This is a genomic window from Christensenellaceae bacterium (assembly GCA_031260975.1).
In the GTDB taxonomy this organism is placed as follows: domain Bacteria; phylum Bacillota; class Clostridia; order Christensenellales; family UBA1242; genus JAISKJ01.
On the sequence record JAISKJ010000002.1, the window covers coordinates 31944 to 56980 of the forward strand.

The window sequence follows — 25037 nt, forward strand, 5'->3', positions numbered from 1 at the left end:
TAAGACAGCGTAACAGAAAATTGTTACGCCGTTTTGTTAGGAGGCGGTAACATGGAAAAAATAATAATTTTATCAGGTCCGGGTGATTGCGGCAAAACAAGCACCTTAAACGAAGTAATAAACAAACTTAAAAATAAGGGTGTTGTCAACGAATTATATAGGTCAATACCACGAACGAAGCCTGTGCCCGATAGAACCGTTGTTATCACTATTGCTCAAAAGAAGATAATTATTATTACAATAGGAGACGCTGAGAAATTTGTGCAAAGAGAGTTTAGGCGTGTTGTCGGTGCCACTACTGCAGGTGATAATGCCGATGCCATAAAAAACGGAATTGATAGATTGATTTCATTTGATTGCGATATAATTATTTGCGCCTCAAGAACAGCAGGTTCTGCAAGCCGACGCTTTATAGAAAGTTTTGCAAAAAATAAGGAAATAACGCCAATAGTAATTGGGAAAAAAAGAGAATTAAATGCCGGAAAACAACACAGTGAAAACATTAAAATTGCAGACGAAATTATTAGAAAAATCTGATATAAAAATCTCTTTATTTCCACCCTAATTCTTTTAAATAGGTCATATCAACATACACATTCAATACTTGAAAAGCATAAAAAAACCAAATAAAATCAAAAAACACACCACAATCGGTGTGTCTTTTTTGTTTTTTAGGTATGCAAGAAAAATTTTCTTACAGGCTGTCTTTGAAGCTCTTGCCAAACTTGAATGAAGCAACTTTCTTTGCGGGTATTTTAATTTTCTGTTTGGTAAGCGGGTTGAAACCATCTTTTGCAGCGCGCTGCTTTACGCTAAAGTTTCCAAACCCAACCAGATTGATGGTCTCTCCTTTTTTCAGAGCTACAGTAACCACATCAACAAATGCTTTGTAGGCTACCTCTGCATCCTTGTTTGTAAGCCCTGCGCTTTCGGCAAGTGCTTTTACAAATTCACCTTTGTTCATAGAAATCTCCTTATTTTTTAAATTTCCCCCATTTCAAGGTTGACCTTATTATAGCACATTTACACAGAAAACTCTAGTGATTTAAAGAAAAATCTAAAAAAGTATTTAAGTTTTGCGTGAAATACTATAAAAACTTATTGTTTTTTTTGTTCTTTGTTCAAAAAGTTGACAAATCTTTGGATTAAAAGCATAATTACAGTGGTAGCATACCAACTTTTCTGTTATAATTCCCTACGCCCTTCAGGCTCAGAATGACATTTATAAGGAGATAATAATGCTCACAATCAACATAAAAGACGACTATCCGCCGGCAGACAGTGCTGTAGCTAAAATGCTGATTGAAATTGAAGCCGCCAAGTTCGGCGGAATTTACGCCATAAAAGTAATTCACGGATATGGCTCTCATAATGTGGGAGGAACCATCAAAAAAGAGTGCCATCTGGCTCTAAGCAATCTTAAAAAAACGGGAAAGCTTACCGATTTTATTAAGGGTGAAGAGCTCAGCCCCAACCACAAGCTTTATAACAAGCTTAAAGACTATGTGCCCGAAATTATCATTGACCCCGATTTACATTACCGCAACTCCGGCATAACAGTGGTTATTATTTAGGCCTGAATGACGATCGTTTATAATGCACTTCAATTTCATCTTTGTCTTTATTATATGACGCCAAAAGAATATTTTTCAACTTACGCATACTGCGTATCCTAAGTTTTTTGCGTAGCCATTCAGTGTCCTTATTTATCTTTTCAAGCGCTTCAAGGTTAGGAAGCCCGTCCAAAACGATATAGTCCGTAAGCATGGCCGTGTTTGGATGCATAGCCTTAAAATCCGCCACCTTTACCTGACGGGCGGTGGTTTTTGGCAGCACGCTCACATTTCCGCTGGTTTCAAAAATGGCATAAGCTATTTCAGTTATGTCAAAGTAGCCCTGTGAACGGCATATACTCAAAAGGTCGGTTATGGATATTTTGCTCTTTTTAAGATTTGGATAAAAAATCTTACCGTTGTTTATCAAAATTAACGGCTTACCCTTCAACATCTCCTTTAAAAAAGGATTGGCATTTTCAAGCACAGTATAAACAATGCTGAAGCCAAAAAATATGCCTAAGGCAATAAGATATACAAACCAATTGCCCTCTGTAGAAGTTGCCCACTGCCCCGCTATTGAGCCGATAGTGATGCCCATCACATAATCAATGAAGTCAAGCCCCGCAATCTGCTTGCGTCCCAAAAGCTTTGCCAGCACAAACAACACCACAAACGAGCACACGGTATTCACAACAACCTGCCAAATCATAAAACAATCCTCCGTTTTCTAGTTTGTGAGGATTTCATTTTTTTATATCCACCATCCACTCCTATTACATCTTGTAACCACGAGATTGCCGCGTCAGCAAAGCTTCCTCGCAATGACCAAAGAACATGTCATTGCGAGCCGAAAACATGGCAATCCCATGGCCGTTCCTCCGTGGTGAATATTACAAAACACTTAATATAATAATGAAAAAACTGCGTATAAACGCAATTTTTTATTATATCTCTTTAAAGCTTACAACATACGCGGCTTTGGTGCCCTTGTCAATTCTTACCTTTTCGCTTATCTCAACACCAAGCACACACAGAATTTCACTGCCCTTAGCCAGAACCGGAAGGCTGTCTCTTAGGCGAGCCGGAACCTTTTGATCAATAAGGTATGTTCGCAACGACTTGCTGCCGCCGCCAAATTTTTCAAATGTGTCACCCTTTTCACGTGTTCTCCAAACAGCACCCTTAACCTTGTCAGCGTCCATAATGAGTGCATCTTTCTGCTTCTTAAATTCTGTTGTTCTCACTACCTTTATTTTATACTTTCCGCCAAAGTCAAAGCTGCCCGTCTTAATAGAAGTTTTCTGAGGCACTACTACCTTCTTTTCTTTGTGAGTAATTGTGATATATTCATATTCTTTTACTGCATATGTGCTGTGAGGCAGGTCTATCTTTTTGCCATTTTCGCTGTCAACCAAGTTTCTTATGGCTTCAATGTGCTTGCGCTCAATGTCATAGATGCTGTTTATCTTTTCTAAAGAACGCATAATAATTCTGCCAGTTATGCTACTTGGATATATAAAATAGTTAAGCGGAATTTTTACTGTCGAACCGGTATGAATAATCGCCTCATCATTAATTATGCTTGTGATATATCGGTCGTCCTCTTTGCAAACTGAGCTGAAGTTTATAATGTTGCGGTCAACAGCACCAAACTTGGTCCGCAGTTGCGGCATAATTTTATTTCGCAAAAAGTTTCGGCTAAAGCTGTCGTCAGCGTTTGTTTCGTCCTCTACATAAGGAATTTCATTTATCATAGCATATTTGAGCACGTCATCCGTCTCTACGTCCAGCATGGGCCTAATGTATACGCCATCTCTGACATAACCCATTCCGCTGGCTCCGTTAAGGCCGCTGCCGCGAAGAATATTTAAAAGTATTGTCTCCGCCTGATCACCCATATGGTGAGCGATGGCGATTTTATCTACAATCCCCTTTTGAATAAGCGCGTCAAACATACCATATCTAGCTTCCCTTGCGGCCTGTTCGATGCCAATGTTTCGGGTCTGTGAAAGCTTCAGTGCATCCACCACAAACTTATGGCATCTGATGCGGTGCTCTCTGCAATAACTCATAACAAACTCGGCATCATCCCCCGAGTTTTCTCTGATTTTGTGATCAATTGTGATGGCCACAATATCAACGTCAAGCTCATCTTTGTGCTCGACCATATAATGCAACAAACTCATTGAGTCCATTCCGCCGCTGACAGCAATGCCTATAACTTCTCCGCTCTTAATAAGCCCTTGCTGCTTTATTGTTTGCATAATGTTCATACTATTTCCCCCCAATACTTCTATAGTATACAACATATCGGCAATATTTTCAATACCCTATTTTAGCCTTAATGCCCTAATATTCTTCTCCTTTTATTCTTGTGTAATAACAAAACCAACAGACCCGCCAAAATGCAGTCCTTAATACATAGCTATTATATCAAAAACAGAAATTCCGTCAAATAAATTCGGCATATTGCTCAAACCAAAAATCCCCGAAATAAAAGATTTAAATCTTAAACTCAAGTCTTTTTTAGATAATAATTTACAGGACTATTTAACTTCTTTAGGATATTTTCTCTCACATCCCCCACACAAAAATCCAAATCATCATCACAGTAATGAAGGCAAGTTTTCAACTTTCCTTCGCTTGTTACTCTAAGATGCATCTTTCTGCACAAATCACATTTCCTTATGCGGCACTTAGAGTGAAAAAACGATACTGCATGATAATCACCTTTCCATCCTGTTGCTTCTTGGTAACTGTTCTTTTTTAAAGTAAAACCAAAATTAATAATCAACCTTCTTTGCATTTCATCATAACCATAAACACTCTGGTCGCTGATTTCTCCGTTCTCAATTTCCAATATTTTAATCCTTATCTGATTATTAATGCCCCATTCAACTATTTTAAAAGTATCTTCATAGTCTCCCGTATATACCTTTGAAACCGAAACGTTACATCCGCTGTTTTTTATTTTTATTATGTTTTCTTTAATCTCTTCAGAAGACAAACCAATTGGTGAATCTTTTGAAATAGGAGCATCAAAATAATCCAATCCCACAACCACTCTATCTACCAATTTTTCATTAATCAGCTCTAGCAACTTATCAATAAATATAGCATTGGTATTTATACCAATTTTCAAATTATACTTTTCTTTCAGCGTTTTACATATCTCATAAATCTCAGGATGCAGCAACGGTTCACCACCTGTAAGCCTCATTTGTTTTAGTCCCAAATCATATGAATTTTCAATCAATAAAAAAATCTTTTCTTTGGGCAAATGCCTTGCAATCTTATTACCTTCATTATGACAATAAGAACACTTCATGTTACACGCGGAAGTAACTGATATTCTATACTCATTCATAGGCAATTCAATCTTTTGCACAATTTATCCCCTTCACAGCAAGTATAGCATAAAATATTTTGTCATGCAATAAAATATTGTAATCATAAATCCTCTCTTGTAAAAGTAAAAGCAATGTGGTATACTCCTTAAAAGAGGTAAATTATGACAGGAAAATACATAATAATCGAAATGACAAACGGCTCGGGCAAAACTACAGCCATAAACGCTGCAATAAAAAAAGCAAAAGAATACGGACATGAGCCTGTCTTTTTAAAAACTCCCAGCGAAAAGAACGCAGCTGCCTGCCGCCATACCCGAAATCCCGATAAAATAGCGCTTGCCAAAATTAACGCTTTAGACAAAGCTGAAGCTTCAATAAAGGCATACATTTTGACACGCGAAGGTTTTGATGTACTTCAAGACCGAGGACTTATCAGTGCCTTGATGTATAACGGCCTTGATGACATACCCTTTGAAGAAACCAAAAGCCTCATAGCGAAAGCCACATTCAAAATTCTTAAAGACCCCCGACATCTTAAAGAGCTGGTTGACGAGGTTGCAGACACTCAGACCGAACAGGGGTATCAGCCCAAACAAAAATACAACGGAAAAATCTCTGACCTTCAGGAAGAATTGATAGACCATATAACAATACTAAGTGAATGCATAGCAACTGAAGGACTGATTATGCCTGACATGGTCATCATACCACAGACTGATATGAAGCTTGTTGAAAACAACCTCAAAGCCCGCTTAAAAAACGGTGAAAAGCTTGACGGCTATGAAGAGAGGCATAAAGAGGAAGTGGATATGTTTAAGCAATCCGTTGAGGCATACAAAACCTTTGGCGGAAAGTTTCACCTTATAAACACTCTGTTTGGAAAAGCACCCGAAGAATACGCTGAGCCTCCCGGCCCCGAATTTTTTGAAAAAACCATACAGCATACTGCCGGCATGATTATAAAAGACTTGGAAAAAACTACACCCCCAACCGACGAAGAGATTATGGCGGCTTTTGAAAAAGCTACACCTCTCACCGCTGAACAGAATGCGGAAAACCTCACCCCAGAAGCCTGATTTACAAAAACAAAAACCCCGCAGCGTTTACTGCGGTTTTTTATTTTCAGCAAAACTTAATAAGTACAACCGGAAAATATTCGCTGAAACCTTATTGTCACTGCAATAATTCATTAATTATTATAATATAAAGTGATGGTTAGCAGCCCTCTTTTCTTTATTTTTCTTTTGTAGTTTTTTTTGATTGTGATATACTAATATCAAAATTTGGAGGATTTTATGATTTGGGAAGAATTTAAGGGCACAAAATGGAAAAAAGAGATTGACGTTGAGGATTTTATTATAAACAATTACACCCCCTATGACGGCGATGAGACCTTTTTATGCGGACCCACAGCACGCACAAAAAAGCTTTTTGAAAAAGTTGAAAAGCTGCTTGCGCGTGAACACCAAAAGGGCGGCGTTCTGAATGTGGATACATCCGTTGCCACAGGCATAAATGCTTATAACCCCGGCTACATTGACAAGACGCTTGACATTATCGTGGGGCTTCAGACTGATGCCCCGCTTAAGCGCGGAATAAACCCATTCGGAGGCCTCAGAACATGCGAGCAATCATGCCACGAATACGGTTATCACCTCCCAAACCTTATAAAGGAACAATTCAAATACCGCACCACCCACAACAGCGGAGTTTTCAGAGCATATACCGATGAAATGCGAAAAGCCCGTCACTGCGGAATTTTAACAGGGCTGCCCGATGCCTATGGGCGCGGTCGTCTTATCGGAGACTATCGGCGTGTGGCACTTTATGGAATGGATTATCTGATTGCTCAAAAGAAGGTTGACAAAAACATATTTGGCAAAAGCACTATGACTGAAGAAAGCATACATAATATTGAGGACCTATATCTTCAGATTGACGCCATGGAAGACCTCAAAAAAATGGCGCTAAGCTATGGCATAGATATCTCTAAACCGGCAGAAAGTGCCAAAGACGCCATTCAGTGGCTTTATTTCGGATACCTTGGCAGCGTAAAAGAACAAAACGGAGCCGCCAACAGCATAGGCCGAATATCCGCCTTTATAGATATTTATATCGAGCGTGACCTCAAAAAAGGAATACTTGCCGAAGAAGCCGTTCAGGAGCTCATTGACGACTTTATAATAAAACTGCGGCTTGTAAGACACCTGCGCACAAGTGATTATAATGCACTGTTTGCCGGCGACCCCACATGGGTAACATTAAGCGAAACAGGTTTATCAAGCGACGGACGGCATATGGTTACCAAAACCGCATTTAGGGTGCTTAACACACTATATAGTCTGGGTCCGTCGTCAGAGCCCAATATCACCATTTTGTGGTCAGACCAGCTCCCGCTACCCTATAAACAATTCTGTGCAAAGGTGTCTATTGACACTGACTCCATTCAATATGAAAACGACGACATGATGCGCCCAATATTCGGTTGCGACTACGCCATTTCTTGCTGCGTTTCCGCAATGAAAGAAGGCAAACAAATGCAATACTTCGGAGCTCGCTGCAACCTGCCAAAGCTGTTGCTTATGGCCTTAAACGGAGGAAAGGACGAAATCAAGGGCGAGCAGATAGGCCCTGCCGGAAAGGTCTTTGAAGCGGGTATTTTGGATTATAACAAAGTATATAAGGCCTATAAAGAATATAGCAAGTGGCTGTCGGATCTTTATGTAAACACTATGAACGTAATTCATTATATGCACGACAAATACGCCTACGAAAGCCTGACAATGGGACTGCATGACACCGATGTCACGCGTCTTATGGCATTTGGAATAAGCGGCCTGAGCGTGCTTGCCGACAGTTTCAGCGCAATAAAGTATGCTAAGGTCACCGCCATAAAAGATGAGCGCGGAATAATAACCGATTTCAGCATTGACGGAGACTTCCCTAAATTTGGTAACGACGACGATAGAGTTGACAGCATAGCTCAAGGAATAACCGAGGATTTTTATAATAACCTTATTAAAACCCCATGTTACCGAAATGCTGTTCACACTCTCAGCATCCTCACCATAACAAGCAATGTGGTATATGGTGCCCATACGGGAGCAACACCCGACGGCCGAAAAAAGGGCGAGCCATTTGCCCCCGGAGCCAACCCCATGCACGGGCGTGACAAAAGCGGAGCACTAGCAAGCCTTAACTCTGTTGCCAAAATAAACTATGACTATTGCCGTGACGGAATATCCAATACCTTTTCGGTTGTGCCCTACACCTTAGGACAAACGACGCAGCAGCAAAAAAACACTCTTGTAGAGCTGATTGATGGTTATTTTAAGCAAAAAGGACACCAACTTAATGTAAATGTGCTCAACCGCGAAATGCTGATAGAAGCAATGAATGACCCCAAAAAATATCCCAACCTCACCGTTAGAGTAAGCGGCTATGCCGTAAACTTTAACAAACTTACAAAACAACAGCAGGAAGAAGTAATCAACCGAACCTTCCACGAAAAAATTTAATACCCTTAAGGAGTACTATGAAAGGCTACGTCAATTCAATAGAAAGTCTTGCCACCTTTGACGGCGAAGGCATAAGATACGCAATATTTTTGCAGGGCTGCAATATGAGATGCCATTTTTGCCATAACCCCGAAACCTGGTGCGGGTCGCACGTATATGACCAATATACCCCCAAAGAACTGCTTAACAAAATATTACGGTATAAAAACTATTTCGGAAAGTCGGGCGGTGTAACCTTTAGCGGAGGTGAGCCGCTGCTGCAGGCAAGATTTTTGGCAGAGCTTAGCAAAATGCTTAAGCAGCATGACATAAACATAGTCCTTGACACCTGCGGAAGTGTTTTTAATGATGATGTTAAAAAAGTAATAAAGCTTTGTGACCTTGTCATACTTGACCTTAAATACCCCACCGAAAAAGAATATCACAGCTACACAAGGGGTTCGCTTAAAAGAACTTTGGAGTTTTTAGACTATCTTGAAACCAAAAAAAAAGATACCTGGATACGAACAGTTATCGTCCCCGGCATAAGCGACAGCACAAAATATCTGGAAAAATATCTAAACCTCATAAAGCCCTACTCTTGCATAACCAAATATGAGCTGCTGGGGTTTCACACCATGGGCTTTGCCAAATATCAAAATCTGGGCATAACAAACCCTCTTGAAAGCACACCCGCCCTAAATCCCGACAAGCTCATCAAACTTCAGAACTATGTCAACAGCAAATTAAAAAATGAATAGATTTCCTTGCAGGAGATTTTAAAAGGGGCACACGCCCCTTTTTTTCTATTGTTTTATCTGTTTCCAAAAAAGAATACCGCCAAAGTTCCCGGCCCTGCATGAGCTCCGATAACAAGACCCATGTCATTTATTTCAAAATCTTCAACTGTAATTTTTTCGCTTATTGCCTTTTGAAGCGTCAGCGCATCATTAATACTTTCGGCATGCGAAATATAAATAGTCTGCTCTTCAGGGTTAACAATCTTTTTCTGAACCATATTTGCAATCGCTTTCAACGCAAGGTTACGCCCCAGAGCCTTGCCATACGGAGTAAGTTTGCACAAAGTATCAAAATGCATAAGCGGCTTTATGTGAAGCATGCTTCCTATAATAGCAGTAGATTTCTTCAGCCTTCCACCTCTGTAAAGATAAGCAAGATTATCAACCGTAAACAAATGTACCGCTTTCATTTTGTTTTCATCAACCCATTTTGCTACGGCGTCAATAGTTTTGCCGCTTGCTTTTTGTTTTGCCGCTTCAATCACAATCATACCCTGCCCCATAGCAGCGCAGCAACTGTCAATTACAACAACTTTACGTTCTTTATACTTTTTATTAACCTCTTCAGCCGTGTTACTTGCATTTTCAAAACTTGAGCTCAAAGTTGATGCAAACGCAATATATAAAATATCCTCGCCGCTGCCAAGAACTTTTTCAAATGCATCCGACAAATCGGCACTGTTGACCGCATTTGTCGAAACCGTCTCTTTTTCTTTCATTTTCTTATATACAGTTTTTATAAACTCTTCTGTTTCGTCCTGACCTACAAATTCCTCACCGTTTATGACATATCCCATACTCATAATGGTAATATCATGCTTTTCTGCCTGTTCCTTAGAAAGGCTTGCTCCCGAATCCGTAAAAATTTTAAATGACATTTTCTTTCTCCTTAAAATTGTTTAGTAATCGCATCGCAATTACTTATGCCACAACTTTAGCAGTTTATGACACAAAATCCAAATAAAAATATGCTGCCAGCGCTATACACTTTTTAATACTTGAGTAGAACCATACTGCACATTAATAGAGCCATAGAAATACACTCTACTCACAGTAGAATATGTGCCAAATAAAGGCAGAAATTGCTCAAATCTCAACCCTTTTATTTTGCTTTTGTAATTTATTGACATGTGTTATAATATACACAATCTGAAAAAAATAAACAATAAAAAGGGGGAATGCCTTATGAGCGATAAGAAACCCAACATTCATGCCGGTCATCGCAAGCGTCTGCGCGAACTAGCCAAAGTCGCAGGTCTTGAGACATTGCCTCCGCACCAAATACTTGAGCTGTTTCTTTCTTTTGTAATTCCACACAAAGATGTAAATCCTCTGGCTCACAAATTGATTGAAGAGTTTGGCTCACTTCATGCAGTGTTTGAGGCCCAACCCGAAAGACTTATGGAGGTAGACGGCATCGGCGAAGTCGCAGCATTATTTCTGTCTTTATGTTCACAAATACCTCTTGTTTATCAAAAGAACAAAATTGAAAACAAAATATTACTCACCAGCCCCAGCGCTGTAATCAGGTATCTCAAAAGTACAATTCCTGTTGTGGGAAACGAAAAGTTTTATCTTACTTATATTGACAACAAAAACGAGCTGATCAAAACCGAAAGCTTCGGAGCAGGCTCGGTTGACAACATCCAGCTAAATATCAAAGAGCTGGTGACTAAGGTGCTGAAACATAAAATCGGCGGCGTGATTATGTGTCACACTCATCCGCATGGGAATGCAAATCCATCAGGTGAAGATATACAATTTACCAGACAGTTCTTTATGGGTCTCAGTTCCATCGGAGTACCGCTTTTAGATCACATAATTCTGTCTGCAAAAGACAGTTTTAGTTTTTTAAATAACGGATACATTGACGAGTTTAAAGGAATGTTTAAAAATATGCTGTACCATAGCGTGCAGTTGAAAAATATTATAAAATTCAATAAAGACTAAAAATAAAATTATTTTTCAAAATCAATTCCATATTTTTCTTTAAGCTTTTCCTTTGCCCACATATCCCGCTCGGCTTTTTCGCGGGCTTCTTTCCACGCGGGGGGCTCATCGCTTCTAAAAGTTTCACGGGCAGCGTCAAATTTCTGCAGGATTTCGCGGGTCGCCGCCAAAATTTTTATATCCTCAAAAGCATCCCACCATGCACCCTTGCCCCTGACAAAAGCATGCAGGCTGAGTGAATGGTCTCTGAGGGACTTATACGCTTCATATTTCATATCAACGCCGTCACTGATTCTTCCGCCTGATGAGACACCGTTCGGGCTGCTTGTTCCTACAATATGTGCAGGACTTGGCGCCGTAGGCGTTCTTGTTGGTGATACTGAGCTTCCGCCTACACCCGCTCCCATGCTGGGTGAGCTTATAGAATGCCCTGACACAGGGCTTGTCATTCTGGTTCGAGTACTCTTTCGTTTAAGAGCGCCCAAAACACTTATCGCAGCACCCCCGGCCAGCCTTCCACCCGACTTTGCCAGACTAAAATTTTCTGCTCCCTTAGTCAAATCTTTAAGAGGATTAGGGGTGTTTTTCTTCATTTCCTCATAAAAATCATAGCCATTATTTTTTTCCTTATCTTTGAGCTTTTTCAGTTCCTTTTCAAATTCTTCTTGCTTCTTTTTTTCTATGGCGTCTTTATCAGAACGTGACCAGATATTATCGTCACCGTCAGGTACCCTTTTTGCATTTTTGTGCTGCTCATTTTGATGATTTTGGCGCGCTTTTATAATCAGCGTAAATATTAACCCAAGCAACACAAGGGCTCCAAATACTATCAAAATTATCCACTGAACTTCCATAAAAACCTCTTATGTTTTTATTATATCACACTCTAACAGCATTGAACAGCACTTTATTATTATACCAATTCATTATACTTCTTTTAAAAGTGGCAACAATATTTTTTGATACAAATAAAAAAACTGAGAAAGCTATCCCTCCCCTATGTCAATACCTTTTTCAAAAAAAACAAGACCGCCCGCAGACGGTATAAATTTATTTATTCTCCAAAAAATTTTCCGGCCTTGAACCATTACTATACTCCAGCTTTTTGCCGTAGACTTCTTCATATTTAGCTACATAAGCGCCATAGGCTGCATCCTTCATCTTCTTTATACGCGCTTTGCGCTCAAGCGCATCATCAGGATAAATCGGCTGCATTATATGCACAGTAGCTTTCTTGGGGTTTTTACCCCTGCCCCATTCAATAAACGCAGGAACAACCGGCACACCGCTTTTTACGGCATAGTGATAAGCCCCCTTTTTGTGAGGTCTGGGCTTTTGGTATCTGTGCCAAAGAGCCTCCTCAGGATAAAACAATACATAGCAGTTTTTTTTAAGATAAAAATCTATCGCAACTCCAAGATTGTGCATAGCATGAATATCTGCGCTGAAAGGCAAAAGTCCTCCTGACCTCAAAGCATGCCCAAACCAGCCCTTGCGGTTGTTAAATTCACCGGCTGTTATATATAGCTTATGCCCCGCCACGGCTTGCCTTATCATACAGTTGTCAAGGTCGTGCACGTGATTACTCAAAATTATGGCGGACTTCAGTCCCTTGAGATTTTTCCTGCCCTTTATTTTAAGCCCGAAACCAAAAAAATTAATAACATAGCCCGCCGTAATTACAAGCCCGCGCCAAAAACTGCAACTTAAAAAATTCAGCGGCCCACGTCTTATAAACTTATGCCCTGCCTTAACTTTTTTAATTTTATTTTCGGGAGTAGGAACAACGCGAACATCAAATTCGCCTGCCCGCTCGCGCTCTTCTATAGCTCTAAAAAGTTCCTCTTTTGTCACCAATCATCCCCGCCTACTTATACACTAAACGGCACTCTTTCAACGACTTCCCACGAACATTCTTTTGAAAGCTTTGCCTTGAAATAAATAAGAATATATTCCGATATATAAAATGGATTGAAAAACAGCACACATACTTTTGACCAAAACGATATTTTATAACTTTTGCCCGCCACAATCATTTGATAAAGCGTGTATAGCACAAGCAACACATAAGTAAATAACAGAGAAATTCCACCGTACATAAACGCTAAAAAGCACAGATTATTTTGCAAAATTAAAAGCACAATTCCCGACACCAGCTGAACGGCAATCCCAAGAATGGCACCCACCGCAAAAAGCAGCAGCGGAAGTATTCCATATAAAAAGTCAAAGTTTTGAAATTTTATTTCTTCTCCGTCAAAGGTCTGCTCTTTTATTTTTCCCTTATAAATCTTTTGGCATTGCGTAAACCCTTTAAGCCACCTAATTCTTCGCTTGCTGGCCTCTTTGTGAGTAACGGCTTCCTCAGTATATACCGCTGCGTGTTCATAATAAGTTGTTTTAATGTCCCTTATCATACACTCACACATAAGCTCATAATCCTCAGTAAGTGTGCGGCACGGAAAGCCCCCGATTGCTTTAAGCACTTCTGCCTTTACCATAAGTCCGGTGCCCGTCATATTACACGCTATGTTGTGACTACTTCTATATTTATTGCCCATATCATCAACGCCAATCCAGACAAGGCCTGCGCAGTTGCAAAACAGCGACCTGGATTTTTTGTTTGTGCTCTCAAAGTTCTTAACCTTCTTTTTAAACACAATAACTCCGGCCTCCATCATCATAGCATTGTTGGCTTCTTCTACAAAATTATTCTTAACTATATTGTCAGCATCCACCAAAACATACGAAGCATACTCCCTTTTTTCTTCAAAAAAGTGCTTAACCGCATTGTCAAGAGCCTCCCCCTTGCTTTTGGTATTTTGAGCCACATAAAGCTCTACGCTTGGATATTTAGTCTTTACCACATCTATGGTTGTGTCGTCAAACTTTGATACTACCACAACAATTTCATAAAGCTGTCTGTCATAGGTCTGATTAAGCAGCCCGTCAAGAGTATGTATTATCCCCACGGGCTCGTTGCGTGCCGCAATAAGGATGCAAAGCTTGTTCTTGACAGGATTATTCAATTTTTTTGTTTTTTGAAACGCCCAGAAAAAATAGGTTATACGGGGAATATAACAAAGCAGTGCCACCACTGTTATGATTATATAAACCAAAAATGCTATTTTGAGCGTTGATACCATATCACTTTCCTCTTTAGGCTATTTTTTTATAAATCTTCTGAAGCTGCATAAGCTCAATGGGGTTAAGCTTGCTGAATATCTTTCTGCGTGTGGCGCCAAGCGTTGCCATAAGCGTACGTCCCAGCTTTTTGCCCGATTTGGTAAGAGTTACTATTGATACCCTAGCACTCTTTGCTACAATTGCCACCAAGCTTTGGTCGCTGAGTTTTTTGAGCACTCTAGTGGTGATGGCTCCATCATTTTCAACTGCTTCATTAAGCTGTTTTATAGTCATTCCGTCATTTTGCATAAGTGCAATCAGATAGTTGCCGTGCTGTGAAGAGATATTATACGGCTCCAATTTCTGATTCATCTCCTTATACACCATCTTTGAATACTTTCTGAATGTCATATAAACCGCGTCCATCTTTAACATAATAGAAACCTCCAAAATTAAAGTTCTGGTCAACATTTCACTATTTCATTGACCAAGTCAATAAAACTATACCATATAAGTTTGCCCAAGTCAAATAAAAAGTAAAAGAAAAATAAACAGGCCCCAACCTTTGCAGCCGAATAAAAAAATTCTGTTGAATAATTTAGTCTAAAAAATATCATAATTGGTTTATTAAGGAGAATTTATATGAATCCATTTGAATATCCGGCAAAAACTCTGGAAGATAATGTTTTGAATTGGAAAAAAATGTATCCAAAACCATATGATAAAAAATCGGCTAGCCCCTTTACCAAAATTCGCATTATACTAATGAACGGCACTGAATTTGAATCCACATGGTTCCTGCATCAGTTTTCACGCAACTGCAATGATGCCGACCTGAAGCGTGAAATTGCTTTTATCAGAAATCAAGAACAGCAGCAGCAAAAACGCATCGGCGCCCTCAAACCGCTGGATGAAAACTTTTTGGAAACTACAATAGGCTATGAGCAGCTTGCCATAGAGCTGACTGCAATTCTGGCGCAAAACGAAACAGACAAAAACAATCTTGACGCACTCAATCTTGCTCTTCTTGAAGATTTTGACCATCTTTACCGTTTTGCAAATCTTCTTAAAAAAGATTTTGGCATCGAAGCCGAAACGCTTGTAGGAAAACTTACCGAAATTATGCCCGGAAGGCCTACCATAAACGAACATCGCCACCCTCGCGACTTTGTCAAACGGCACCTTGATGCTAAAACCGCCGCCCCATATTCAAAACTTGTTGCAAGCATTATTACGGCAGCCGAACAACAAACCATGAATTGGTATATGAATATTGCTCAAATTTATCATAATGATATTGGCCGCAAGCTGTTTGCCGAAATAGGCATGGTAGAAGAAATGCATGTCTCGCAATATGAAAGTCTTAAAGACCCAAACTGTACATGGCTTGAAAATTGGCTTATGCATGAATACACCGAATGTTATCTTTACTACAGCATGATGCAGGATGAAACCGACCCGCATATAAAGAAAATTTGGGAGGAACATTTTCAGATGGAAGTGTCACATCTGAAACATGTTGCAAAGCTGCTGGAAAAATATGAAAAGAAAAAGGTTTCTGGAGTTATCCCCAACCCCGAGTTCCCCCGCCTCTTGAAATTCGGCGAAAACAAGGAATATATCCGCAGGGTTCTTAAAGACACCGTTTGGATAACCAGCGACCGTGAAAACTATATTGACGCCCGCAAACTTACGGCTAATGCTGATTTCTTTAAATATAATAAAGCGGTAAATGATAGTCCGGATGATGTAGCAAGCCACCAAATAATTAAAGAAGCCATCAAAACCCGCGGCTTCGGCGGCAAGGATTATCGCTATCAGGAATCCGACCACCCGATTGACGCCCTCAACGACCGCAAAACCGACAACGTAACCATCGGAAAAGAATAGTAAACACTATCTGGTGTTTTTAAAAGGCCCCTTCCGGGGCTTTTTTGTCAACCAAAAAACGCTTAATTATTTTTTACCCTCGAAAGTAATTTTAAACAATACATACAAAGTGTTTTAAATAAATTTTGTCTGGGCTTACACTCCTAAACATTTTATTCCTACTAGTTAAATTATAACACACACAAGTATGTTTTTGTGAACCCAATTCTTTATGTTTATATTCCACTAATAGTTGGTTTTTAATAAATCAAATGAAATAACTGACGTTTCCCGCAACTCTCCGTTTTCAATCAACTCCCTGATTTCTTCCGCATTCTTCCACACGGCAAAATCCACTTCTTCTTTTTGATATTTAAGTTTTTTGCAATCAATCTCTTTTAACAAACAGTATGTATAAAATAATCGTGTGTTTTTATAAGGAAAACTGCCAACATAATTAAGTTCTCTCTTTACAGCCGTTATCCCAAGCTCCTCTTCAATTTCCGAAATACACGCCTCCTCACAGCTTTGCCCTGATTTTACATGTCCTCCCGTAACAGCGTATACTCCTCCTCTTTTCTTCGATGTTTTTTGTATCAAAAATTGCCCCTTTGAATTTTTAATCCATATAAGAACAAGCTTAACAAACTCCCCCTCAGAAATATTCTGCTCTCTTTCAATGGTTTTTTCCAGAAATTCTCCGGCACCATTAAATAAATCCAATACCTCTTTTATTTTTTCCATGAATCAAACCACTCCTTCTAAACTGCCAAACCTATCATTACAAAATAAAAAATTACTTTGCTACCGCCTTAATAAACCTTTCAGCAAACCTGTCGCCTAAGCTTTCTTTAATACTATAAACATAATCTGAATATGCCGCTATAGCCTTATCAATATTTTCCCTATTTTTCAAGCCATCATCAAGCCCATTTTGCAAGTGTTCATAAAAACCTATTATTGTCTTTAACAATTGATTCCATAAATTAACACAATTATTAAAGTCAGTACAATCTTTAAAGCGCAGAGAAAACTTATCCTTTATCTTCCTTGACAATATTGTGTCCATACATTTTGACACCGCAGAAACCAATAACATTTTAGCACCACGCATTCGAAAAAAGCTATATATTCCTTCTTCTTTGTCTATACGACCTTCGCCTTTTAATTTAAGACCAAACTTATAATCATCAATTGCTTTTGACAAGCTATATAAAAATATTACATGCTCTGGGGTCAAAGAGTCTTTGAAAATTGCATTATAATAGTTATCCTCTTGCCATAAATACTTTCTTTTATTATATGCCGTATGTGCATCAAAATGGAAAGCATGTAACAATTGACCAACAAGATAATTATCAAATTGTGTAATTTCCTTATCTATTTTCTTGTCGCTTCTTCTGCCGCCACTATAAAAAAGCTTTGGATATTTTGAAAACTCATAACGCAACCTTGTTTGAAAAGAATCGTTACTTCTCATGTCTGAAGTTAAAATTTCATTCTGCTTATTATTGTTTAAAATAATACTATCAATTATAGAATTAACTTTACAAGTAATAAATCGTATAGGAACATAAAATACGTTTTTAAAATCCATAGAAGCTATTGCACCCGTTGTCTGAGCACCATTAATGATAGTCATGCCTTTCAATGTAAGCTTCTTGGTTTTCTCATTAAAATCGAAAGAATTTACCAAAGCTGTAATACCGTTATTAAATGGCCAAAAATTATCATGATCTTTCTCAATTGTTGTTCTAATTCCTGAGTTAATTGAAAGCTTTTTGGTTTGTGAACCCAAATAGTCTCTTGGATTTCCTGAAAACAAATCCTTATCATATTTAAGATATATATCCTTTATCCAAGACCCCTCAACAGCTGTAACAAAAGCTTCCCAATGAATACCTTTAATAGTAAAACCGTCTTGTACTTTTATAAATAATTTATCTTCAATAACAATCCTCTTATTTGAATTCTCATACCATTTTTCTAATTGATTAATACCAACTTCAACAAATTCAACATTGACATTCTTCTTTGGATATTTTGTATTAAGGTAGGCCAACGTAGTATCTTTGACTTTTTCTAACTGTTTCCTCACCTTGGGGTTTCTGTCTTCATCAAAATTGTGTACATACCACAAATAAATATTATTAATATTATCGTTTTCTAAATTTTCCTGAAAACTTATAATCGCACTCTTAAGAGTTGATGGTATAAATGATACCTTTTTATCATCAAAGATCCAAGCAATAGCTGTATTTAAATCTGCAGCTTTGTTTTCTTTGGCAAGCTCATGTGATGGGGCCAAGTCCCCTTTAACCATAGTTCTTGCTTCATAGGCTTGAGCAATTACTGCGTATCCTTCATCCTCATTAATATATAACAAATCACATTTTTGATCGTCCCCCTCATCCGTAAGTGCCTCAACCGCAACAGAATCAATATCCTCTAAACCATAGCGCAGCTCCAAGGCATACAAAAGGCGGGCATTGTCTCCATACTTGTCAAGCAAATCCCTTCTCTTTTTGAAATCTTCATTAGCTTTAAATTTTCCCATTTACTTTCTCCCTTTGTTTTATAATACTAAAAAATATTAATGTATCAATTATAACACAGGTGCCCATAGACACAATCCTTTTACCTGTAATTTAATAATTTTTTCACTGTCTAAGTTAATCCAAACCAGATAATTTCAATTACATACATTTTGTAAAAAGATATTTTTCTGCGTTTCTCGTGTCTTTTTCCCACAATAAACACAAAAACCCCGCTTTGATGCCCTATCGCTATAAGACATTAAGCGAGGTCTTTATGGCGCAGAGGGTGGGATTTGAACCCACGGTACATGTTACTGTACGCTCGCTTTCCAAGCGAGTGCCTTAGACCACTCAACCACCTCTGCAAAATATTATTATATTTGTGTCACACAGCCAACATCAACAGACTTTTAATTAGTGTCGACAAAGGATTGCAACGCATTTATGTGATGGGTATATTATAATTCAAAACCCACATAATTGCAACAGTATTTTGTTTGTTGAAACAAAAAAGGTGACGGCTTACTTACCTTGAAATTATATCCGTTATACCGTCATGCAAACTCCTTTGCAGAGTGGGCGGAAAATATTGTTAAAGTCTGCTGCTGTTAACTTTGCTCCTTGGTTCACGCGGAGCAGTGTTTTTTTGCGGGAAGAACAAAGTTGGAGACCCTGTGTATTATTTTGATTTTGGGGTTTGCTTTTTTTAAAGTTTTGGTGTATAATAATGCTTACTATCGGGGTGTAGCGCAGTTGGCAGCGCGCATGGTTCGGGACCATGAGGTCGTGGGTTCAAATCCCGCCACTCCGACCACAATGATAATGGGGTAATAAATGAAAAAAGCTTATTCTTACATCGCAAACGAACAATATATGAAACTGCGAGAATACTTTAGGACAAAATTATTGAAAAGTGAAAAACTTCTTCCTGCACATTTGGAAGATAGGCTTAATGTTATTATATCAAAACTATATGAGATGATTTCTATTGAAGAAAATGACGAGGAAATTTATAAACATTTGAAAAAGAATGGAATACAATTCGATGGAATTAAAGATTTGCAAGAATATAGCATTCTTTTTTCGAATGCGTGGAACAATACAAGAATGGTTGCAAATGGAGGATTCACTCCACACGAAATTAAGAAAAAACTTGGACGATAAATTTGAATATAAATTAAAAAAATATTACTGTAAACAACTATGTCAAAACCTTTCAGGGAAACACACTCTCATAGTTTCTTTGATGCTTTGAAGAATGTCGCCGCCACCGTCAAAACCAAGCTCGCTATAGCTTAGTTTTTGCGCGGTGTCGTGCGGGTCTATATAAAACTTCTTATTCTGTATCTGTGTCATAAGCTTTGCGATATCAAGTCCATTTTCTTTGCCTTCCTTTTTGTTCTTACGTTTAATGCCCAAAACTCCCAACGTGCAAAGAAATGCTGGAAATTCTTTATATTTCCTTTTGTCGTTGCCATACTCAAGCATTGCACCAATCAGTTCTTTATAAGTCATATTAGTGCTGCCTATGGGATACATCTGCGCGTGCTCGCCGTTAAAGCTTGCCGCAACCACAGCCTCAGCCACACCCTCAGCACTAACAACAGCAGTGCCGCCGCCGCGCGGGAACATCACACTCTTAAACTTGTCAAAGTGCGAAAGAAGGGCGTCTCTCCAAATGGGTTTTCTCCCTTCGGTTGTGCCGAATATATAAGGCAGCATTAAAATCATAACATCAAACTTGCCTGAACTACCAAGTTCTATCAGCTCCCTAGCCTGATCAACCCTTGCCCTTATATACGGATGATTTTTTGATAATCTGCCGTTATACTTTTGGTCAAAATAAGTGAAGTAAGAATTCATTATAACGCATCTTTTTATGCCAGCTCTTTTTACTGCGGAACAGATTTTTTTACACTCCGTCACCAGCTTTGAATAGAAAAAATCGTAGGCAGGTTTAGGCGGAGTAATACGCTCATCCGGCCCCAGCGCATAAACAAAGGTGTCATATCCCCCGTCTTTCAGCATTTCATAAATATCCTCTTCGCTCATTTCAAACAAATTGCCGAGAGTAAGCCCTATTCTTTTATCAAACCAATCCAGATTATCAAGCTCACCCGGCAAAGATATTGTATCTACTTTTGCTCCCATCTTCAAAAACAGCTTAGCGCTTTTATAACCCAAAAATCCCGTGCCTCCGGCAATAAAAACTTTTTTAACCTTGTGTTTCATATTCTACCTTCTTTTACAATATTCTAACACAAGCCTTTCGTTTTTACAAACAGAACAAAACTTTATTTTTATTATATTTCCTCATCTCCGGCTTCCCTTGCAGAAGTTGCTGCAGCACTCCGGGCTTTTTGGCGTTTTTCAAGCTTTGTCAAAACATAAATGCCATAAGCATCATAAATTATCTGAAATACCTAACAAGCGAATATCGCCAGAAATTCAAGTTGTCCGTTATATACCAGCATCTGCCACAAAAAACAGGGCGTTGTAGCCCAAAACATTCCATCGCTGCTTTGCTGCTATTCGCTGTCTTTATACATCTTTCATTCCTCTAAAAAAGTATACTCTTTCACAAAACTTATTTAAAGCGTCTTTATAATTTTTATATCGCAGTTCAAAATTATTTTTTACAACTGTCGATTTCAGCTGCAACTCTTTGTCTTTTTTCCAATTTCGCCCACTGAATCAACCCATAGATATCATAGATTGCATAAATTAAACATATTGTGACAAACGGAATAAGCGATAAATCTCCCTTAATCACCACCAGCATCCACAACGCTCCCATTGCAAAATCATTCAGAAGAAATACGATTTGGTTTAACTTAACACGCCTGACAGAAAGATATACCGCAAGCATAACTAAGACGGACGAAATTGCGCTGACAATAAGTTCCGCTGTGTTAAAAAACTTAAGCAAAAAATAAACGCCTACAAAAACCAACGGAAACATAATCCCCAGCCCTATCCACTCTTTTATCGACAAATTTCTACGTACTATAACAGTATTATCTTTCTTATCCCTATTCTTTAGCCAGTGAATAATTCCATAAACAAAAAGCGGCACCATAAAACCTGCATAAACAATTACTTCGCCAAAATATTGGTTTGAAAACGCAAGAAAAATATAAAAAATTGCATAACTGACACAAAAAAACTGTGCAATAATTTTACCCTTAGCTTGCATAAAAACGCCAAGTACTCCAAGAACACTGCAAACAACTGTAAGCCAATTTGACTGAAATACTATCAATAAAGTTGTTATGGTTGCAAGTCCGAAAATTAGCAGAAATAAATCAAGAGCACTATACCCCCCCCCCATTACTCTTTTCTTGCCTGCCGTTTGTTTATCTTCCATACATCTTTTATCCTCTAAAAAAGTATACTTCTTTTCTCACTTTTTGACAAATGATTTAATTATTCCGTCATAACAAATTATATTTCTTATCAATATCAAAGCTTAGCAGATGGCAAAAAACAAATCCGCCCTAACAGCGGATTTATTTTATATTTTTAAAAGTTGTACGTTTATACTCCCCAATTAGTCTTTTCTTCATTGGTAAGTGTCTTAACAGTCACTCCGCCAACTTGATTATAGTCATATGTTCTTTGCATATACTCTTTGTCGCTGCCCGCCTTAAACACCTTTTGTTTGAGGTTCCCCATCAAACTCAGTGCCCATTCATACGAAACCTTTTCTATAATAATACCATCATAATCTGCAGGTAAAACGGCACTCGAAAAGCCGGTCATACATGTTCCCGTAGCCTCCATCACAAGTCTTTCGCCTAAATAAAACGGAGAGAAACTAAAAGCTATGTGGCTTGCGGTTTGTTTTTTTCCTACAACATCATCTCCGACCTTGTCTTCAGCCTTAAGACTTTCAACAGTTCGGTCACTAAAGCCCGTTATGTTCAAAAATTCATCGTCCACAAGTTCAAAATCCAAAATTTCGGCCAAAGTATTTTCATATGTAATTGTCACTGCATCAAAAGCGGTTGTGTTGTTTGTATAAGTAATCTTTCGGTAAAGCTCAATGCCGTCATAATAATATTCGGTGGTACTGATAGGCTTGCCGTCGGCATCCTTAACTTCCTTGATTGCCCAAAGCGTGCTGTCGGCATTGTTTGACTGAAGCTGGATTTTTTCACGGTTTATAGTAACACCGTTTTTAAAATGATCTTTTGAAATGACAAACTCATAACTGTCGGCGTCCTGCACCTTCTTTTCAGCGCGGTTCAGCATCCCCGTAATTTTCGTTTGATCTTGACTTATAAGCGTAGTAAACGCCATATCGTTTATCAAAAACACCGCGGCAATACCGCCCAAAAGCGCCAAACATATAATTAAACCAACAATTTTCTTCATTTTCCTCACCTCTCGTTACGCCATGATTTTAACACATCACGGGCGGTTTGTCAAAATAAATTATTCTTTTGACCACAATACTATATGTTTTCATATACTTACTATATGAAAACACCCGACACAGCTATGCTGGGCACAATAATCGCCGAAATTCTGGCAGAAGGATGCTCTCTGCAGGAGCTTTTTAAACTCAAGGCTCTTCTTCACCAAATCTCCGCAACCCTTCACACAATAATAGAAGAAAAGAAATAGCACTATGCTACAATGCTACCCCTTACTAAAAAAATACCCGCAGCAGGGTTTACTATACTTTTTGCTGTGAGGCAAAACAAAACGCATTCCTCTTTGAACGCTTTTGCCAAATAGTGAAAAGTATAGTAAACCCTGCTGCGGGTAAATAAATTACTTCAACGTTTCAAGATATTCGTCATAGGTGATATATTTATCATATTCCTTACCCTTACCTCCAATCCTAATAATCCTGTTTGCAACAGTACTCAAAATTGTCTGGTCGCTTGAAGCAAACAACAGCACCCCCTGATAGTTTGTCATGCCTTTGTTTAAAGCAGTTATACTCTCAAGATCAAGGTGATTGGTGGGCTCATCCAAAATAAGCAGGTTTCCTTGCGTCAGCATAGCTCTGCTCAGCATACACCTCACCTTCTCGCCCCCGCTAAGCACTTTCACGCTCTTCAATGCCTCTTCGCCCGAAAAGAGCATCCTACCCAGCCAGCTACGCAGATATACCCCGTCTTTTTCTTTGCTATACTGAGAAAGCCACTCGGTCAAAATCATATTGCTTGAAAACAGTTCATCATAATTTTTGGGCAGATACGAAATCTTTATAGTTTTGCCCACCTTTACCACGCCGGTATAATCTTTATCAGCGCCCGAAATTATGTCAAACAGCGCAGACACCGCCTTGACATTGTCGCTTAAAAATGCCACCTTATCGCCTTTGTCAATAGTAAAGTTCAGGTTTTCAAAAAAGTCTTTCTTAGTCAGCTTTTCAACAACCAAAACGTCGTTGCCTATCTGCTGCTCAAACTTAAAGTCTATATATGGGTATTGACGACTTGAAGGTTTAATATCTTCAAGCGTAATTTTTTCAAGCTCTTTCTTCCGGCTTGTTGCCTGCTTGCTCTTTGACGCATTGGCACTGAACCTTGCAATAAAGTCCTTCAGCTCCTGAGCGCGTGTTTCAAGCTTTTTATTAGTTTCCTTCATTTGTCTCAAAATCAGCTGACTTGTTTCATACCAAAAGTCGTAGTTTCCCACAAATATACTGATTTTGCCAAAGTCCACATCACAAATGTGCGTACATACCTTGTTTAAAAAGTGCCTGTTGTGCGAAACGGTGATTATAGTATTTTCAAAGTTAAGCAAAAATTCCTCCAGCCATGCAATAGTCTTTATGTCAAGGTTATTGGTTGGCTCATCCAAAAGCAGTATGTCAGGATTGCCGAAAAGCGCCTGCGCCAGCAAAACCTTAACCTTAACCTTAGGCTCAACCTCTGCCATCCTCTTTTCAAATAGCTTACTATCTACGCCAATGTCACTTAAAAGAGTTGCTGCATCGCTCTCGGCGTTCCACCCGTTTAAGTCAGCATACTCCTGCTCAAGCTCTGCTGCCCTTATGCCGTCAGCTTCACTGAAGTTTTCTTTTTGATAAAGCTCTTCTTTTTCGTCTGCTATATCCATAAGCCGTTTGTGCCCCAGCATAACAGTACGCAAAACCGTCTCACGGTCATATGCGTTCTGATTTTGCTGCAAAACCGACATACGTTCGTTTTTGCCCATTACACATTCGCCCTTGCTGGGCTCCAGCTCACCTGAAAGCAACTTTAAAAAGGTGCTCTTTCCGGCGCCGTTTGCACCAATCACACCATAGCAGTTGCCTTTGGTGAATTTCAAATTTACTTCCGAAAACAGTTTCCTGCTTCCAAAGTTCAAACTTACATCTATTACTTGTAACATA

General features: G+C 38.9%; 24 protein-coding genes and 2 tRNA genes. 10 read left to right on the top strand and 16 right to left on the bottom strand.

The features are described 5' to 3' along the window. The first annotated feature begins 51 nt into the window (after positions 1-51). Positions 52-537, top strand: a complete 486-nt coding sequence (locus tag LBN07_00530) for a hypothetical protein (protein ID MDR0849955.1) — start codon at positions 52-54, stop codon at positions 535-537. 157 nt (positions 538-694) lie between these two features. On the opposite strand, the gene LBN07_00535 is transcribed toward LBN07_00530, so the two are convergent. Further along, complete coding sequence (locus LBN07_00535) at positions 695-964, bottom strand: HU family DNA-binding protein (protein ID MDR0849956.1); 270 nt, start codon at positions 962-964, stop codon at positions 695-697. Positions 965-1238: 274 nt separating this feature from the next. Here LBN07_00535 and LBN07_00540 point away from each other — a divergent pair, with 274 nt between their 5' ends. Then, positions 1239-1574, top strand: a complete 336-nt coding sequence (locus tag LBN07_00540; protein MDR0849957.1) for a hypothetical protein — start codon at positions 1239-1241, stop codon at positions 1572-1574. Here the strand turns inward: LBN07_00540 and LBN07_00545 are convergent. The 3 genes from LBN07_00545 to LBN07_00555 all read right to left on the bottom strand — a co-directional run bounded on the left by LBN07_00545 (position 1567) and on the right by LBN07_00555 (position 4944). Then, the gene (locus tag LBN07_00545) at positions 1567-2265 is read right to left on the bottom strand and encodes a DUF421 domain-containing protein (protein ID MDR0849958.1); all 699 of its coding nucleotides are present in this window, start codon (positions 2263-2265) and stop codon (positions 1567-1569) included. The two genes, LBN07_00540 and LBN07_00545, sit on opposite strands and share 8 nt — an antisense overlap. Before the next feature lie 235 nt (positions 2266-2500). Beyond that, a complete protein-coding gene (gene tilS / locus LBN07_00550) occupies positions 2501-3829 on the bottom strand; it encodes a tRNA lysidine(34) synthetase TilS (GenBank protein ID MDR0849959.1) in 1329 nt (442 codons plus the stop codon). 242 nt (positions 3830-4071) lie between these two features. Next, positions 4072-4944: a radical SAM protein gene (locus LBN07_00555; protein MDR0849960.1), complete on the bottom strand. Its 873-nt coding sequence runs from the start codon at positions 4942-4944 to the stop codon at positions 4072-4074. A 123-nt stretch (positions 4945-5067) separates the two neighbouring features. Here LBN07_00555 and LBN07_00560 point away from each other — a divergent pair, with 123 nt between their 5' ends. The 3 genes from LBN07_00560 to pflA all read left to right on the top strand — a co-directional run bounded on the left by LBN07_00560 (position 5068) and on the right by pflA (position 9164). Beyond that, positions 5068-5982: a hypothetical protein gene (locus LBN07_00560; GenBank protein ID MDR0849961.1), complete on the top strand. Its 915-nt coding sequence runs from the start codon at positions 5068-5070 to the stop codon at positions 5980-5982. 219 nt (positions 5983-6201) lie between these two features. Next, positions 6202-8424 (top strand): formate C-acetyltransferase, encoded by a 2223-nt coding sequence (pflB, locus tag LBN07_00565; GenBank protein ID MDR0849962.1) that lies wholly within the window; start codon positions 6202-6204, stop codon positions 8422-8424. Positions 8425-8441: 17 nt separating this feature from the next. Beyond that, positions 8442-9164 (top strand): pyruvate formate lyase-activating protein, encoded by a 723-nt coding sequence (pflA, locus tag LBN07_00570; GenBank protein ID MDR0849963.1) that lies wholly within the window; start codon positions 8442-8444, stop codon positions 9162-9164. 53 nt (positions 9165-9217) lie between these two features. Here pflA and LBN07_00575 read toward each other — a convergent pair whose 3' ends face one another. Further along, a complete protein-coding gene (locus tag LBN07_00575; GenBank protein MDR0849964.1) occupies positions 9218-10081 on the bottom strand; it encodes a DegV family protein in 864 nt (287 codons plus the stop codon). A gap of 307 nt (positions 10082-10388) precedes the next feature. On the opposite strand from LBN07_00575, the gene radC reads away from it, so the two are divergent. After that, on the top strand, positions 10389-11153 hold the full coding sequence (gene radC / locus LBN07_00580; protein ID MDR0849965.1) for a DNA repair protein RadC: 765 nt from the start codon (positions 10389-10391) through the stop codon (positions 11151-11153). A gap of 8 nt (positions 11154-11161) precedes the next feature. Here radC and LBN07_00585 read toward each other — a convergent pair whose 3' ends face one another. The 4 genes from LBN07_00585 to LBN07_00600 form a co-directional block, all read right to left on the bottom strand. Then, positions 11162-12007, bottom strand: coding sequence for a hypothetical protein (locus tag LBN07_00585; GenBank protein MDR0849966.1), 846 nt, complete (start codon positions 12005-12007; stop codon positions 11162-11164). A gap of 196 nt (positions 12008-12203) precedes the next feature. Then, entirely contained in the window at positions 12204-13007 is an 804-nt protein-coding gene (locus LBN07_00590; protein MDR0849967.1) for a 1-acyl-sn-glycerol-3-phosphate acyltransferase, read from the bottom strand. A gap of 17 nt (positions 13008-13024) precedes the next feature. After that, complete coding sequence (locus tag LBN07_00595; protein MDR0849968.1) at positions 13025-14296, bottom strand: glycosyltransferase family 2 protein; 1272 nt, start codon at positions 14294-14296, stop codon at positions 13025-13027. A gap of 13 nt (positions 14297-14309) precedes the next feature. Next, positions 14310-14711: a hypothetical protein gene (locus tag LBN07_00600; GenBank protein ID MDR0849969.1), complete on the bottom strand. Its 402-nt coding sequence runs from the start codon at positions 14709-14711 to the stop codon at positions 14310-14312. A 207-nt stretch (positions 14712-14918) separates the two neighbouring features. Between LBN07_00600 and LBN07_00605 the strand changes: the two genes are divergently transcribed. Beyond that, the gene (locus tag LBN07_00605) at positions 14919-16166 is read left to right on the top strand and encodes a hypothetical protein (GenBank protein MDR0849970.1); all 1248 of its coding nucleotides are present in this window, start codon (positions 14919-14921) and stop codon (positions 16164-16166) included. Between the two features lie 225 nt (positions 16167-16391). Here LBN07_00605 and LBN07_00610 read toward each other — a convergent pair whose 3' ends face one another. The 3 genes from LBN07_00610 to LBN07_00620 all read right to left on the bottom strand — a co-directional run bounded on the left by LBN07_00610 (position 16392) and on the right by LBN07_00620 (position 19047). Then, on the bottom strand, positions 16392-16889 hold the full coding sequence (locus LBN07_00610; GenBank protein ID MDR0849971.1) for an NUDIX domain-containing protein: 498 nt from the start codon (positions 16887-16889) through the stop codon (positions 16392-16394). Positions 16890-16941: 52 nt separating this feature from the next. Beyond that, on the bottom strand, positions 16942-18702 hold the full coding sequence (locus LBN07_00615) for an AIPR family protein (protein MDR0849972.1): 1761 nt from the start codon (positions 18700-18702) through the stop codon (positions 16942-16944). A gap of 255 nt (positions 18703-18957) precedes the next feature. Then, positions 18958-19047: transfer RNA gene (locus LBN07_00620), tRNA-Ser, on the bottom strand. 373 nt (positions 19048-19420) lie between these two features. Here LBN07_00620 and LBN07_00625 point away from each other — a divergent pair. Together LBN07_00625 and LBN07_00630 are read left to right on the top strand one after the other, a co-directional pair. Further along, a tRNA-Pro gene (locus LBN07_00625) sits at positions 19421-19496 on the top strand. Positions 19497-19516: 20 nt separating this feature from the next. Continuing rightward, a complete protein-coding gene (locus LBN07_00630) occupies positions 19517-19846 on the top strand; it encodes a hypothetical protein (protein ID MDR0849973.1) in 330 nt (109 codons plus the stop codon). Positions 19847-19888: 42 nt separating this feature from the next. Here LBN07_00630 and LBN07_00635 read toward each other — a convergent pair whose 3' ends face one another. The 3 genes from LBN07_00635 to LBN07_00645 form a co-directional block, all read right to left on the bottom strand. After that, entirely contained in the window at positions 19889-20914 is a 1026-nt protein-coding gene (locus LBN07_00635) for an NAD(P)-dependent oxidoreductase (GenBank protein ID MDR0849974.1), read from the bottom strand. Between the two features lie 397 nt (positions 20915-21311). Beyond that, on the bottom strand, positions 21312-22049 hold the full coding sequence (pnuC, locus tag LBN07_00640) for a nicotinamide riboside transporter PnuC (GenBank protein MDR0849975.1): 738 nt from the start codon (positions 22047-22049) through the stop codon (positions 21312-21314). A 170-nt stretch (positions 22050-22219) separates the two neighbouring features. Continuing rightward, positions 22220-23059 carry a hypothetical protein gene (locus LBN07_00645; protein ID MDR0849976.1) on the bottom strand — a complete coding sequence of 280 codons (840 nt, stop codon included), beginning with the start codon at positions 23057-23059 and terminating at the stop codon, positions 22220-22222. A 105-nt stretch (positions 23060-23164) separates the two neighbouring features. Between LBN07_00645 and LBN07_00650 the strand changes: the two genes are divergently transcribed. Continuing rightward, positions 23165-23311: a hypothetical protein gene (locus LBN07_00650; protein MDR0849977.1), complete on the top strand. Its 147-nt coding sequence runs from the start codon at positions 23165-23167 to the stop codon at positions 23309-23311. Between the two features lie 150 nt (positions 23312-23461). Here the strand turns inward: LBN07_00650 and LBN07_00655 are convergent, their stop codons facing one another. Further along, positions 23462-25036 (bottom strand): ATP-binding cassette domain-containing protein, encoded by a 1575-nt coding sequence (locus LBN07_00655; protein MDR0849978.1) that lies wholly within the window; start codon positions 25034-25036, stop codon positions 23462-23464. Position 25037: the final 1 nt, after the last annotated feature.